At 65.4% G+C, this 13,598-nt stretch carries 13 protein-coding genes; all 13 read right to left on the minus strand.

The features are described from left to right. Positions 1-73 precede the first annotated feature (73 nt). Entirely contained in the window at positions 74-994 is a 921-nt protein-coding gene (gene motD / locus CKO23_RS03355) for a flagellar motor protein MotD (RefSeq protein ID WP_200328337.1), read from the minus strand. A gap of 6 nt (positions 995-1,000) precedes the next feature. Next, positions 1,001-1,747, minus strand: a complete 747-nt coding sequence (locus tag CKO23_RS03360) for a flagellar motor protein (RefSeq protein ID WP_200328338.1) — start codon at positions 1,745-1,747, stop codon at positions 1,001-1,003. Between the two features lies 1 nt (position 1,748). After that, positions 1,749-2,831, minus strand: a complete 1,083-nt coding sequence (locus CKO23_RS03365; RefSeq protein WP_200328339.1) for a protein-glutamate methylesterase/protein-glutamine glutaminase — start codon at positions 2,829-2,831, stop codon at positions 1,749-1,751. Positions 2,832-2,835: 4 nt separating this feature from the next. After that, positions 2,836-4,914: a chemotaxis protein CheA gene (locus tag CKO23_RS03370; protein WP_200328340.1), complete on the minus strand. Its 2,079-nt coding sequence runs from the start codon at positions 4,912-4,914 to the stop codon at positions 2,836-2,838. 57 nt (positions 4,915-4,971) lie between these two features. Then, the gene (locus CKO23_RS03375) at positions 4,972-5,724 is read right to left on the minus strand and encodes a protein phosphatase CheZ (protein ID WP_200328341.1); all 753 of its coding nucleotides are present in this window, start codon (positions 5,722-5,724) and stop codon (positions 4,972-4,974) included. Positions 5,725-5,941: 217 nt separating this feature from the next. Beyond that, a complete protein-coding gene (gene cheY, locus CKO23_RS03380; RefSeq protein WP_200328342.1) occupies positions 5,942-6,319 on the minus strand; it encodes a chemotaxis response regulator CheY in 378 nt (125 codons plus the stop codon). Between the two features lie 93 nt (positions 6,320-6,412). Continuing rightward, positions 6,413-7,144, minus strand: a complete 732-nt coding sequence (locus CKO23_RS03385) for an RNA polymerase sigma factor FliA (protein WP_200328343.1) — start codon at positions 7,142-7,144, stop codon at positions 6,413-6,415. Between the two features lie 16 nt (positions 7,145-7,160). Then, on the minus strand, positions 7,161-7,988 hold the full coding sequence (locus CKO23_RS03390) for a MinD/ParA family protein (RefSeq protein WP_200328344.1): 828 nt from the start codon (positions 7,986-7,988) through the stop codon (positions 7,161-7,163). Next, positions 7,975-9,219 carry a flagellar biosynthesis protein FlhF gene (gene flhF, locus CKO23_RS03395; protein ID WP_200328345.1) on the minus strand — a complete coding sequence of 415 codons (1,245 nt, stop codon included), beginning with the start codon at positions 9,217-9,219 and terminating at the stop codon, positions 7,975-7,977. Before flhF ends, CKO23_RS03390 begins: the two co-directional genes overlap by 14 nt. Before the next feature lie 23 nt (positions 9,220-9,242). Further along, positions 9,243-11,351 carry a flagellar biosynthesis protein FlhA gene (gene flhA, locus CKO23_RS03400; RefSeq protein WP_200328346.1) on the minus strand — a complete coding sequence of 703 codons (2,109 nt, stop codon included), beginning with the start codon at positions 11,349-11,351 and terminating at the stop codon, positions 9,243-9,245. A 5-nt stretch (positions 11,352-11,356) separates the two neighbouring features. Continuing rightward, positions 11,357-12,502: a flagellar biosynthesis protein FlhB gene (gene flhB / locus CKO23_RS03405; RefSeq protein WP_200328347.1), complete on the minus strand. Its 1,146-nt coding sequence runs from the start codon at positions 12,500-12,502 to the stop codon at positions 11,357-11,359. A gap of 1 nt (position 12,503) precedes the next feature. Next, on the minus strand, positions 12,504-13,277 hold the full coding sequence (fliR, locus tag CKO23_RS03410; RefSeq protein ID WP_200328348.1) for a flagellar biosynthetic protein FliR: 774 nt from the start codon (positions 13,275-13,277) through the stop codon (positions 12,504-12,506). A gap of 49 nt (positions 13,278-13,326) precedes the next feature. Beyond that, complete coding sequence (gene fliQ / locus CKO23_RS03415) at positions 13,327-13,596, minus strand: flagellar biosynthesis protein FliQ (protein WP_200328349.1); 270 nt, start codon at positions 13,594-13,596, stop codon at positions 13,327-13,329. Between the last annotated feature and the right edge of the window lie 2 nt (positions 13,597-13,598).

A 13,598-nucleotide genomic window follows, 5' to 3' on the forward strand; every position in this document is an offset into this window, starting at 1 on the left:
GCTGTTAATGAAGCTGTTAACGGCCAGCGCCGCAATTGCTGGAGACTCGACGCCGGGCAGCCGCGCAAGACGGCTACTGGATCTTGCCGAGCCCCGCCTCATAATCGGCCTTCAGGCGCTCGGGCGCGCGGTCCTGACCCTGGCTCTGCGCATCCACCTCGGGCAGCACGATGACCTCGACACGCCGGTTCTGCGCCCTGCCCGCCTCGGTCGCGTTCGACGCCAGCGGTTGGAACTCGCCATAGCCGATCGCCACCATCCGCCGCGGATCCACGCCCTTCTGCGCGAACAGATTGACGACGGTCGCGGCTCTCCCGGACGAGAGTTCCCAATTGGACGGATAGATGGTGTTGCTGATCGGCAGATCGTCGGTGTGGCCTTCCACATGGATGCGCACCTCGCGCTTGCCGAGGATCCGGGCGACATCGCCGAGCACGGGTCGCGCCGCCGCCTCCAGGGTCGCGGAACCGCTGGAGAACAGCAGGTTGGTGTTGATGTTCAACTCCAGCCAATAGGGCTTGCGCTGGATCTTGATATCGCCTTTCTCGATCAGCGGCTCCATCGCCACCTCGATCTCCTCGGAGATCTCCCGGATCTCGCGCAGGATGCGGTTGCGGTCCTGCTCGCTCGTCGCCTCCAAGACCGACTCCATGGCGACATCCGTCGGCGAGAGCGGCAGGACGGGCGTCTCTTGCCTGTCGCCGGATGAGGCACCGCCGCTCTGGATCTCGATCGCCGCCAGCGAGCGGTGGACATCGTCGGTCATCAGATTCAATGCCAGACTCGGCTCACCGATCTGGATGGGCTCGACGGGCACCTGCGCCCCAAAGGCCTCGACCAAGGAGTTGGACAGGACGCGATACTTGCCGGCATCCACGACGGAGACGGCATACATGACCACGAAGAAGGCCATCAGCAGCGTCACGAGATCGCCGTAGGGAATCGCCCAAGCCTCGTGATTGCCGTGCTCTTCATGCCGCTTTCTGCGTGCCATGCTCGACTATCCACCCTGAACGAAGCCACTCAGCTTGTTCTCGATGTTGCGCGGATTCTCACCCTCGGCAATCGAAATCAACCCCTCCAACAGCATCGTCTGGAAATTGACACGGGCCTGCACGACCCCCTTGAGCTTGTTGGAGACCGGCAGAAAGAAGAGGTTCGCCATACCCACCCCATAGATGGTCGCGACGAAGGCGGCGGCGATGCCCTGTCCGAGCTTGGCCGGATCCGCGAGGTTCTGCATGACGGCCATCAGACCCATGACGGCACCGATGATTCCGAGTGTCGGCGAATAGATCCCCATGCTCTCGAACACCTTGGCGCCTTGCAGATCGAACAGCTCGCGGTTGTCCAGATCCGCCTCGAGGATCTGGCGCAAGGCCTGCGGCTCGGCCCCGTCGACCAGCAGCTGCAAACCCTTGCGGATGAAGGGATCCGGCTCCTCGTCAGAGAGATTCTCCAGACCCAGCAGACCCTCCTTGCGGGAGATCTGAGACCACTCGACGATGCGCTCGATCATCTCCTCCATCTCCAGGCGCGGGGGCCGAAAGACCCAGGGGAAGATCCGCAGGGCATGCACGAAGACCGCTGTCCGCGCCTGGATCAGCGTCGCGCCCAGGGTACCGATCACGACGATGAGAAAGGCGGCCAGATTCCACAGCGCCCCAAGCGAGCTGCCCTTGGCAACGGCTCCCCCAAGGATGGCGACCAATCCCAGGACGATGCCGATGAGGCTCAGGACGTCCATGTCAGCAGAAGCCTTTGACCAGCGCCGGCCCGACCTCTTTCAATGAGAAGATATGATCCGCGATTCCCGCCTCGATCACTGCGGCAGGCATCCCAAAAACGACCGAACTCGCCGCATCCTGCGCCCAGACATGCGCCCCTCGCGCCTTGAGCGACCGCGCCCCTTCGCGTCCGTCCGCCCCCATGCCGGTCAGCACCACGGCGAGCACTTGCGCGCGCAGGCTCTCCACGGCTGAATTGAAGGTGATGTCGACGCTCGGCTTGTAGATGGTCCCCGGCGGGCTGTCCTCGATCCGGATCCTGGTCTGCACGCCGGCCGTCAGGACGAGCTGCTGTCCGCCCGGCGCCAGATAGGCGCACCCGGGCTTGAGGACGTCGCCATTGGCGGCCTCCTTGACCGCGATCTGACAGAGATTGTTGAGGCGCTCGGCGAAGGCCGGCGTGAAGCTTGCCGGCATGTGCTGAACGAGCACGAGCGGCAAGGGGAACTGCTTGGGCAGGACCTTGAGCACCTCCTGGAGGGCGACGGGTCCGCCGGTCGAGGTGCCGATCAAGACGGCGCGCAGCGCGTGCAGTGGCGTGGCGCTGAGCGGAGCCGGACGCATGACCAGGGGCTGGCGTGTCGGAGCGGCGTGGTCCGCGGCGGGCTGACGCCCCTGCTGGTCGAGTTGCGCGGGGCGCTGGACACGCGTCCGGCCCAGCGCGCGCACCCGCCGACGCAGCAGGATCTTGGCCGAATCCTCATCCTTGGCCATCTCACTGAAACGCTTGGGCAGGAAGTCCGTGGCGCCGGCGTCCAGCGCGTCCAGGGTCGCCTTGGCGCCCTCTGTGGTGAGGGTCGAGAACATGAGAATCGGCCGCGGCGACTCGGCCATGATGCGCCGCACCGCCGTGATGCCGTCCATGACAGGCATTTCGATGTCCATGGTGACCACGTCGGGATCCAGACGTTTGACGACCTCGATCGCCTCCAGTCCATTGGCGGCCGTGCCCACGACCTCGATGCCGATATCGGCATTGAGGATCTCCACGATCCTCCGCCTGAAGAAGCCGGAATCGTCGACGACGACGACGCGCAAGGCCATCGGCTCAAGCCTCCGCCGCGACCAGGGGCTCCGTGGCGCGCGCGGCGCGACCACCGAATCCAGGGCGACCCATGAGCTTCACCAGCGCCGGCACATCGATGATGAGGGCGATCCCGCCATCCCCGGTGATGGTGGCACCGGCGAGGCCAGGCAGACCGTGCAATCCGAAGCCGAGCGGCTTGATCACGACCTCCTCTTGACCGACCAGTCCGTCGACCACCAGCCCGACCTTGCGCTGCGCCACGTTCACGACCACCACATGGGCGTCCGTCTTGGGCTCGATGAGACGATAGGGGTGGAGCCAACGCGAGGCGTAGTAGAGCGGCAGCGCATGCGCGCGCACCATGATGGCTTCCTGATCGTCGACGAAATGGGTGCGCGTGAGATCCAGGTCGAGGATCTCGGAGACCGAGGCGAGCGGAACGGCGAAGCGGCGCCCGTCCAGAATCACCATGAGGGCCGGCAGAATGGCGAGCGTCAGCGGCAGCTTGACGTGGAGCTTGGTGCCGACACCGAGCTGAGAGTCGATCTCGATGGAACCGTTGAGCTGCGTGATGCGCGTCTTGACGACGTCCATCCCCACGCCACGCCCGGAGACGTCTGAGATCTCCTCCTTCGTGGAGAGACCGGCCATGAAGATGAGATCGAAGCATTCGCGATGCGACAGGCGCTCGGCCATCGCCGGATCCATGAGCCCCTTCTCGACCGCCTTGGCGCGCAGCTTCTCGGGGTCCATGCCACGCCCGTCGTCCTGAATCAGCAGGGAGATATGATCGCCTTCCTGCGCGGCGCCGAGCACCACCGTCCCCTTGCGCGGTTTGCCGGCCGCCTCGCGGACGTCCGGCATCTCGATGCCGTGGTCGACGGCGTTGCGAATCAGGTGGACCAGGGGATCCGCGAGTGCCTCGACCAGGTTCTTGTCCAGGTCGGTCTCCTCGCCGAAGGTCTCGAGATCGATCTCCTTGCCAAGATTGCGCGCCAGATCGCGCACCACACGGGGGAAGCGGCTGAAGACCTTCTTGACCGGCTGCATCCGCGTCTTCATCACCGCGGTCTGCAGATCGGCGGTGACCAGGGCCAGGGAACCAATCGCCTTGCCGAGTTCGTCGTCCTCGGTGCGGGCACGCAGCATGCTCATGCGGTTGCGCACCAGCACCAGCTCGCCCACCAGATTCATGATCTCATCGAGTCGCTGGGTGTCGACCCGCACCGAGGCCTCTCCAGCCGGCGCGCGCTGACCCTTGGCCGATCCGCCCAGCGTCAGGTCGCGACTCGACTCTTGCGCGGCAGGCTCTGGCGCCGACATCCGAGACTCGGCGGCAACCGGCTGCGTGGGCGGGGGCGCCGCCGGTGGCGGCGGAGCGCTCAAGGACGCCGCACCACCGCCGCCGTGGAGCTGGTCGAGCAGCGCCTCGAACTCGTCGTCCGAGATGAGCGCGTCAGCGTCGGCGGCCATGGCGGCGGGCGCCGGCTCGGCGGCGGCGGGCGGCTCTGGCGGCCCGCTCGGCGCCGCCGTCGCCCCCCCGAGGGCGTCCAGCAGGGCATCGAACTCCGCTTGGGTGATCTCGTCATCGCCACCCACACCCCCCTGGGCCGCAGCCGTTTCGCTCGGGGGTGGCTGCACGGGCACGGGAACTGGCTCGGGTGCCTTGGGCGCTGAAGGCTGCGGGGCCGCCGGCGCACTCGCGGACTCACCGGGTGCGGCGAAGCGCGCCAGGTCCGCAACCAGGCCATCGGGCGCCGGCGCGGGCTCCTTGCCCGACTTGAGATCGCCAAACATGACGTTGAGGACATCCAGCACACGCAGCACGGTGTCCATCAGAAAGGGGTCGATCTTGCGCTGGCCGTTGCGCAGCAGGTTGAAGACGTCTTCGGCGTGGTGGCAGACCACCACCAGGACGTTCAGATTGAGAAAGCCCGCCCCTCCCTTGATCGTGTGGAAGCTGCGGAAGACCGAGTTGAGCAGGTCGCGATCATCGGGATTCTGCTCAAGGTCGATCAGTTGCTCGTTCAAGCCCTCGAGTAACTCTCCCGCCTCGACCAGGAAGTCCTGGAGAATCTCGTCGTTGGGATCGATTGCCATGCGTGATCACCCTGATACTGGATCGTCCGGAGACTGGATCATCCGAAGAAAGGCGGACTAGAAGCCCAGGCTGGAAAGCAGCGCGTCCACGTCGTCCTGCCCGCTGACGACATCCGCGACCGTGTCCTGCGTGTTCGGCACGATGGGTCCATGGCCCTTGGTGTCGTCTTCCACGACGGCTTCCATTGCCGGCTTGGGCTCCATCCGGGAGCTGGACAGGCGGATCAATCCGACCAGGTTTTCCTCGACCTCCTGCACCAGGCGGATGACCCGTCGGATGATCTGTCCCGTGAGGTCCTGGAAGTCCTGCGCCATCATGATCTCGGACATCAGGCCCTTGACGCGATCGGTCTCCTGTCCACTCTCGATGAAGAACTGATCGAGTTCCTGGGCGAAGACCCGAAACTCGTCGACGGAGAGTTCGCGGTTGCGGAACCGGGTCCAGCGCTCGGTCAGCTCGAGCGAGCGCTCGTGCAGCGACTCGATCAAGGGCATGCCTTCGTCGAGCGCGTTCAGGGTCCGGTGAGTCGCCTGTTCCGTCATGGAGACGACATAGTTCAGGCGCTCCTTGGCGTCCGGAATCTCGTCGCGCGTCAGCTCGACCAGGCGGGAGTCTCCACGGAAGCTGTTCAGCGCCTCATGCAGGTCGCGGGTGAGCTTGCCGAGTTCATCGAAGAGCTCGCGGTCGAAAGCGTGTCGGAGTTGCCGAATGATCTCGTCGGCGGCCTGGCTTTCGCCAGCCTCGAGGTGCTTGACCAAGCGGCGTGCCTGATCCAGCTGTGACGTCCTGCGTTCTTCGTCATTTTCCATCGATCGTTCCTGAGCGAAACCTCTGTTGATCCCGACTCCTCGAGGGCCAGGTCCGCGGTGAGTGCGACGATGCGCCGCTGATGAAAGCCGCCGCTCTCCAACAACCCCCTGAGCAGGACGGACTGACCGACCGAGGCACCCAGGGCACGAGGAGCTAGGTCCCTGGAGAAAACCGCATTGAGTAGAGCCTCATTGGGCAAGCCTCACTAAGCAAGCCTCACTGCGCCTCAAGGCGCTCGAAGATCTTGTCGATCTTCTCCTTCAGGGTCTCCGCCGTGAAGGGTTTGACGATGTAACCGTTCACGCCGGCCTGCGCGGCCTCTACGATCTGATCGCGTTTGGCCTCGGCGGTGACCATGAGCACCGGCAGGGACTTGAGCATCGGGTCCGCGCGCACGGCCTTCAGCAGCGCGATGCCTTCCATATTCGGCATGTTCCAGTCCGTGACCAGGAAGTCGAAGCCACCGTTCTTGAGCATGGGAAGCGCGGTGCTGCCATCGTCGGCCTCCATGGTGTTGTTGAAACCCAGCTCACGCAGCAGGTTCTTGATGATGCGTCTCATCGTGGAGAAGTCGTCTACGATGAGAATTTTCATGCCTTTGTCCACAAAAAACTCCTCATGGCATCTGTCAGGTTGAAGTTGATGAGCCAGCGTCCGGATGGATCCAGGTCTTATTGGATCCAGGTCTTACTGGATCCATTCACTCAAGCGGCCACGCACACGGTGCAGTGCCTGGCTGCGGATCTGGCTCACGCGCGATTCGGTGATCTCCAGCACCGCACCGATTTCACGAAGATTGAGCTCTTCGTCATAGTAGAGCGCCAGCACCAGACGCTCGCGCTCCGGCAAGGTCGCCAGCGCCTCCGCCAGGGCCTGGCGAAACTGGTCTTGTTCGACCTGCTCGGTCGGCGTCGCGCCAGCGCCCGGCAGCAGACGGTCCGGGTCGGCACCCTCGCCGAAGAGGTCCGCCAGACCCAGTACCTGCGAGCTGGCCGTGTCCTGCAACATGCCGTGATAGTCGTCGAGCGAGACTTGGAGCGCCTCGGCGATCTCACGGTCGCTCGCGGCGCGCCCCTCGCGCCCCTCCACCTGCTGCATGGCCTCGCTGATCCGACGCGTGTTGCGATGGACCGAGCGCGGTGTCCAGTCCGCCCGGCGCAGCTCGTCGATCATGGCGCCGCGGATGCGAATGCCGGCGTAGGTCGAGAAGGTTGCGCCCTGCCCCGACTGGAACTGGCGCGCCGCCTCGATCAGCCCGACCATGCCGGATTGCACCAGGTCCTCGACCTGCACCGAGGCGGGCAGGCGCGCCGCCATGTGGTGGGCGATGCGCCGGACCAGCTCGAGGTGGTCCGAGACCAGCTGCGCCGAGCGATCAGCGGCACCTGCGTAGCCGGTCAGTGCGCGATTCAGCGTCATCGGGCAGTTCCTGTCGTCACGCGGTCTGCAAGAGACGCTCGACGAAGAAGCCAATGCCTCCCATGTCGGTATCCGAGGCACTCCAACGGCCCATCTGCTTAGCCAGCTCGTTGAAGGCCCGCGCCGAGGGGCTGCCAGGATAGAGCGTGACGACAGGTTGGCGTTTCTGCACCGCAATCCGCAGCTTGTCATCCATCGGGATGAAGGCCGCGGATTCCAGCACGACATCCGACAGATAGTGCGCGCAAACGGACGTGAGCTTCTGCATCAGGCGACGCCCGGACTCGGGATCACGCAGCATGTTGCAAATCACGCGAAAGCGTCGGATACCGTGCTCCTGGTGCAGGACCTTCATCAGGGCGTAGGCATCCGTCAGTGATGCCGGCTCGTCGCAGACGACGACAAAGACGTTCTGCACCGCCTTACAAAAACTCGTCACCGAATCCTGCACGCCGGCCGCCGTGTCCACGACCAGCACATCCAGCGGTTTGTCGTAGGAGCTGAAGGCCCGGATCAGCCCCATGTGCTCCGCGGGCGTGAGGTTGGCCATGGAGCCGATACCAGACGCCGAGGGCACCAGCAGCATGCCCTCGGGGCCTTCCAGCAAGATCTCTTCCAGACTCTCCGCGCGCCCAGCGACCAGATCGTGCAAGGTGCGGGTGGGGCGCAGTCCGAGCATGAGATCCGCGTTCGCCAGCCCCAGGTCGGCGTCGAAGAGCATGACGCTGCGCCCGCTGCGTGCCAGTGCCACAGACAGATTAACGGCGACGTTGGTCTTCCCAACGCCGCCCTTGCCACTGGCGATTGCGAGGCTCTGGAGCGGCCGACTCCTAGTAGGCTGCATGGACGCGTTTCCTGAAAGGCACCACGGACTCGAGAACCATACTCTCCTGCTCGACTCGAGTTTGTGAGGTGAATGGCAATCTGGTTACCCGATCGTCCTCGATCGGCTTGTTTTTCGCAGTATCGGCCATCCGCGCCGAGCTTGCAGGCTCGCGCAGCGCAAGCCGGGTGAGATAGAGGGTGTCGGCCTTGTGGAAGTCCTCGTCGATGCGTTGACCTTCGCTGTAGAAGGCGAGCCCCAGGCTCTGCTCGAGCAGGACCGACAAGGTCTCGCCCATCTGCTCGGCCTCGTCGACCTTGGTGAGCACCAGTGCTGACGGCTCGCAGCTCTGGAACGCCTGCAGCACCTGGCGCAGCACGCCGGCCTGATGGGTGGCCGGGATGACCAGCCAGGTCTCGAGATCGATCTGGTGGCGGACCTGGGCGAACAGGCGGCGCTCGGCGGCATCGCGGGCGGCCTGCCCTTCGGTATCGATGAGTACCAGCGTGCCGTTGCCGGCGCGGCTCGCCAGAGCGGTCAGGTCACGCTCGCTCTCGAGCAGCATAACCGGGATTCCGGCCATCTGACCAAAGGCCTGCAGCTGCTTGTAGGCGCCGATGCGCTGCCTGTCGAGCGTCACCAGGATGACCGAGTCTGGCCCCATGCGGCGAATCTGACGCAGCGCGAGCCGGATGATGGTCGTGGTCTTGCCCACGCCGGTCGAGCCCACCAGCGCCAGCATGCCACCCTGCTCCAGCACCCGCGTCTGCGCGGTCGCGATGGAGGCGGAGAGGCGCGCGCGCAACCGCGACCAAGCCTCATCGGACGGGGTCGTCTCCTGGATACTGCCGGCCAGCGAGCGCGCGAGCTTCTCGCTGAAACCGCAGGTCAAGAGCCGCTCGACGAGCTCGGCGGCCAATGGATGGCGCGACGTCCATTGGTCACGCTCGCTGAGCACCTGCTGCTGAACCAGCAAGGAGCGCAGGTCGCAGAGCTCGCGGCGCATGGCGGCCAGCTCGGGATCGACCGGAATGGACAGGATCGGCTTCAGCTTGGGCGCACTGGCCGGAGCCGCGGCCGGCGCACTGGTCTGCGCGGCGGTCTCGAGCGCATCGGTCTGCGTGGCCGCCACCACCTCCAACAAGCCGTCGACCCGGCGACTGGAGAGGATCACGGCATCCGGGCCTTGATGCTCGCGCACCTGGCGCATCGCCTCGCGCATGTCCCGTGCCTGATAGCGCCGTACATTCATGGATCTGACTCCTGCTTGCTCGTTCATGCCCGCGCCTGAGCGGTATCACCCTTACCCACGGTGGCCACGACTCGGATGCGCCTGTTGTCCGGGATCTCCGTGAAGGCGAGGACGGTGAGATTGCGCACCGCGCCCCTCAGCCAGCTCGCGATCCAGGAGCGGATCTCCGGGGCCACCACCAAGACCGCCGGCGCACCTTCGGACTCCTGTCGTCTCGCCGCATCCGTGACCGATCGCTGCACGCGTTCCGCCAGTCCGGGCTCGATGCCGATGGTTTCGCCTTGACTGCCCTGTAGCGATTTATGCAACAGTTGTTCCAAGGACGGGTCCAGGGCGATCAGCGGCAGCTCGTCCTCCGGACCCAGCAAGTCCTGCACGATGGAGCGCGCGAGGGCGACCCGCACCGCCGCCGTCAAAGCGGCGGGATCCTGACTCTTCGCCGAACGCTCCGCCAAAATCTCGGCAATGCTACGCAGGTCGCGGATGGAGACCTGCTCGGCGAGCAGGTTCTGCAGGACCTTGAGCACCACGCCCAGGGAGATCGACTTGGAGCCGAGCAGGTTCTCGACCAGCTTCGGCGAGCGACGCGAGAGTTGATCGAGCAGGTGCTGCACCTCCTCGTGCCCGATGAGCCGATGGGCGTTCTCGCGGAAGACCTGCGACAGATGCGTCGCGATCACGGTCGCGGCATCCACCACGGTGTAGCCGGCGGCCTGGGCCGAGTCGCGGTTGGCGGGGTCGATCCAGAGGGCGTCCAGATTGAAGGTCGGATCCTTGGTCGGCGTGCCCTCGACGCTGCCGAAGACCTGCCCCGGGTTGATGGCGAGCTCGCGATCCGGGAAGACCTCGGCCTCCGCCGTGGTCACGCCGAGCAAGGAGATGCGGTAGTGGTTCGGACCCAGCTCCAGGTTGTCGCGGATGTGCACCGGCTGGATGAGGAAACCGAACTCCTGCGAGAGCTTGCGGCGGATGCCCTTGATGCGCGCCATCAGCTGACCGTCCTGGCTGCGGTCGACCAGGGGGATGAGTCGATAGCCGACCTCCAGCGAGACCAGGTCGACCGGCGGCACGTCCTCCCAGGAGAGATCGCGATCCTCGGGCGCCGGAAGCTGCATGCCGTCCGGCAGGCGCTCCACCACCTCCGGGCCTTCTTCCGCCTTGGGCTTGGCGATGCCGTAGCCGGCGCCGAGGAGCATGGAGGCAATCCCCAGGAAGACCAGATTCGGCATGCCGGGGATGAGGCCGAGGATCCCGATGACGCCGCCCGCGACGTAGAGCACGCGCGGGTTGGCGAACATCTGCCCGAAGACCTGCTGGCCCATGTCCTGCGAGGTCGTGGTCCGGGTGACGATGATGGCCGTGGCGGAGGACAGGAGCAGCGAGGGGAGCTGGGCGACCAGGCCATCGCCGATGCTGAGCAGGACGAAGTTGTTGGTCGCGTCGGCCAGGGTCATCCCGTGCTGGGAGGTGCCGATGACGATGCCGCCGAGGATGTTGATGAAGAGGATGAGGATGCCGGCCACGGCATCGCCGCGCACGAACTTGCTGGCACCGTCCATGGAGCCGTAGAAGTCCGCCTCCCCGGCCACGTCGGCGCGGCGCTTGCGGGCGTCCTCCTGCGAGATGAGCCCGGCGTTGAGATCGGCGTCGATGGCCATCTGCTTGCCGGGCATGGCGTCCAGGGTGAAGCGCGCGCTGACCTCCGAGACGCGCCCGGCACCCTTGGTGACGACCACGAAGTTGATGATGACCAGGATGGTGAAGACGACGACGCCGATCGCGAAGTTGCCGCCCAGCACGAACTCGCCGAAGGCCTCGATCACCTGCCCCGCCGCATCGGTGCCCTCCCCGCCGTTGAGCAGGATGACCCGGGTCGAGGCGACGTTGAGCGCGAGGCGCAGCAGGGTCGCCAGCAGCAGCACCGTCGGAAAGGAGGCGAAGTCCACGGGGCGCGGTGTATAGACCGCGACCATGACCACGATCAGCGAGAGCGCGATGTTGAAGGTGAAGAGCAGGTCCAGCAGGAACGGCGGCAGCGGGAGCACCAGCATGCCCAGCAGGGCAACCAGCAGGATCGGCGTCCCCAGGCCCAGTCGGCCGATGCCGCCGAGACGCTCGGCGATGGTGGCCATGCCGGCTATCGCCTCGCCCGACGGCCGCTGCGCGGGTCGAGATACTCCTCGGGCACGGGGAGTTCGCCCGGGATCTCGGCGTCCGGGTCGTCGCGCTTGAGCTGATAGACGTAGGCGAGGATGCGCGCGACGGCGACGAAGAGCCCGCCTGGGATCTCCTGATTCAGCTCGGTGGTGAAGTAGATTGCACGTGCCACGCGTGGGGCCTCGACCAGGGTGATGGCGTTGTCCTTCGCAAGTTCGCGGATGGCTGCCGCGACTGCGTCCGTCCCCTTGGCAAGCAATTTTGGTGCCCGCATCGCCGCGGCCTCATAGGCGATGGCGACCGCATAGTGCGTCGGGTTGGTGATGACGACGTCCGCCTTGGGCACCTCGGACATCATGCGCCGGCGCGCCATCTCATGCTGCATCTGGCGGATGCGGCCCTTGACCTCCGGCTTCCCCTCCGTCTCCTTGAACTCGTCCTTGATCTCCTGCAGGGTCATGCGCAGCTGCTTCTGGTGATTCCAGAGCTGGAAGGGCACGTCGATCATGGCCACGACCAGCAGCGCGGACGAGGCGATCAGAAAGACCCAGGTCGCCATCCGCCCCGTCTGCACGATCGCGCTGTCGATGGGCTGCTCGCCCAGGCCGATGAGGCTGCCCCAGATGGTGCTGATCGCCAGCCCCGCGACCAAGCCGACGAGGAAGAACTTCCCCAATCCCTTCAACAGCTCCATCAGCCCCTGGACCGAGAAGACACGCTTGATGCCGGTGAGCGGGTTCAGCTTGGAGAACTTCGGCGCGAAGGCCTTGGCCGTGAAGTTGGCCCCGCCGATCATGATGGGCGCCAGGATGGCGACCACCGTGAGCACGATGAACAGCGGGGCCAGGATGAAGAGGGCGCGACTGACCAGCGCCTCCATGTGCGGGATCATCAGGCTCGGGTCGTAGATCAGCGCGCGCTCGAGCGTCCAGGCATCCGTCACCAGGGCGCTGAGCTGCCCGCCCATCCCGCCACCGGCGAGCAGCAGAAACGTCCCCCCCGTCATGAGCATCACGAAGGTATTGAATTCACGCGAGCGTGCGACCTGCCCCTTCTCGCGGGCCTCGCGGACGCGCTTGGCGGTCGGTTCCTCGGAGCGTTCCTGGCCATTCTCGTTCTCGGCCATCTCATGCCCTCGTCAGCTGTTGAATGACAGGGAAGGCGGACATGAGCAGCTCCCCGATACGCGCGGTGAGGCTGGGCAGAGTCAGCAGGATGATGACGAAGCCGGCAAGGAGGGTGACCGGAAAACCGATGGCGAAGATGTTCAGCTGCGGCGCAGCCCGAGTGATGACACCCATCGCCAGGTTGACCAAGAGCAAGGACGCGATCGCGGGGAGTGCGATGAGCACCGCGCCCGCGAACATGGCGCTGCCGAAGCGGGTCACCGCCCAGAGGTCATCGGTGGTGAGACCCTCCGCCGCGATGGGCAGCGTCTCGAAGCTGTGCAAGAGGAATTGGAGCAGCATCAGGTGGCCGTTGAGCGCCAGGAAGATCAGCGTGGCCAGGATGGTGTAGTACTGCGACACCATGGGCACCTGCACGCCGCCGACCGGGTCCATGGCCGAGGCGAACCCCAGGCCCATGGAGAGGGCGATACTCTCGCCAGCTTGCGTCAAGGTGGAGAACACCATCTGCATCAGGAATCCCATGGCGATACCGATGAGCACCTGATGGACGGCGACCACCAAGCCACCGAGGCTGAGCGGATCCACCTGGGGCGCCGCACCCAACTGAGGCGCGATCACGAGCGCCAGCAGAAAACCGAGCGCCAGGCGCGCGCGCACGTTGACGTTGCGGGCACCGAAGATGGGCGCGACCAGCATCACCGCCGTGATCCGCACGAAGGGCCAGATGAAGGTACTGACCCAGCGCAGGATGTCATCGGCTTCGAATGTCATGCGGGGAGTCCTCCATGGCTGGTGGATTGGCCCGTCACGCGCCAGGCTCCTAACCAATGAGATTCGGGATGCTCTCGTAGAGCCGGGTGACATAGTCGGTGATCAAAGACAGCATCCAAGGCCCCGCGAGGACCAGTGAGCCGCCGATCCCGATCAGCTTGGGAATGAAGGTCAGGGTCATCTCCTGGATCTGGGTCGCCGCCTGCAGCAGGCTGATCGCCAGACCGATGATGAGTCCGGTGAGCAAGGGGGGCGCGGCCAGCAGAATGATGATCTCGCCAGCCTCTTTGCCGATATCCACGACCATTTCGGGCGTCATCG

The sequence above is a fragment of the Thiocystis violacea genome, assembly GCF_016583565.1.
GTDB lineage: Bacteria > Pseudomonadota > Gammaproteobacteria > Chromatiales > Chromatiaceae > Thiorhodococcus > Thiorhodococcus violaceus_A.

Excerpts from the sequence above, each read along its gene's own strand:
- motD (WP_200328337.1), bottom strand. The coding sequence starts at position 994 with ATGGCACGCAGAAAGCGGCATGAAGAGCACGGCAATCACGAGGCTTGG.
- CKO23_RS03360 (WP_200328338.1), bottom strand. The coding sequence starts at position 1,747 with ATGGACGTCCTGAGCCTCATCGGCATCGTCCTGGGATTGGTCGCCATC.
- CKO23_RS03365 (WP_200328339.1), bottom strand. The coding sequence starts at position 2,831 with ATGGCCTTGCGCGTCGTCGTCGTCGACGATTCCGGCTTCTTCAGGCGG.
- CKO23_RS03370 (WP_200328340.1), bottom strand. The coding sequence starts at position 4,914 with ATGGCAATCGATCCCAACGACGAGATTCTCCAGGACTTCCTGGTCGAG.
- CKO23_RS03375 (WP_200328341.1), bottom strand. The coding sequence starts at position 5,724 with ATGGAAAATGACGAAGAACGCAGGACGTCACAGCTGGATCAGGCACGC.
- cheY (WP_200328342.1), bottom strand. The coding sequence starts at position 6,319 with ATGAAAATTCTCATCGTAGACGACTTCTCCACGATGAGACGCATCATC.
- CKO23_RS03385 (WP_200328343.1), bottom strand. The coding sequence starts at position 7,144 with ATGACGCTGAATCGCGCACTGACCGGCTACGCAGGTGCCGCTGATCGC.
- CKO23_RS03390 (WP_200328344.1), bottom strand. The coding sequence starts at position 7,988 with ATGCAGCCTACTAGGAGTCGGCCGCTCCAGAGCCTCGCAATCGCCAGT.
- flhF (WP_200328345.1), bottom strand. The coding sequence starts at position 9,219 with ATGAATGTACGGCGCTATCAGGCACGGGACATGCGCGAGGCGATGCGC.
- flhA (WP_200328346.1), bottom strand. The coding sequence starts at position 11,351 with ATGGCCACCATCGCCGAGCGTCTCGGCGGCATCGGCCGACTGGGCCTG.
- flhB (WP_200328347.1), bottom strand. The coding sequence starts at position 12,502 with ATGGCCGAGAACGAGAATGGCCAGGAACGCTCCGAGGAACCGACCGCC.
- fliR (WP_200328348.1), bottom strand. The coding sequence starts at position 13,277 with ATGACATTCGAAGCCGATGACATCCTGCGCTGGGTCAGTACCTTCATC.
- fliQ (WP_200328349.1), bottom strand. The coding sequence starts at position 13,596 with ATGACGCCCGAAATGGTCGTGGATATCGGCAAAGAGGCTGGCGAGATC.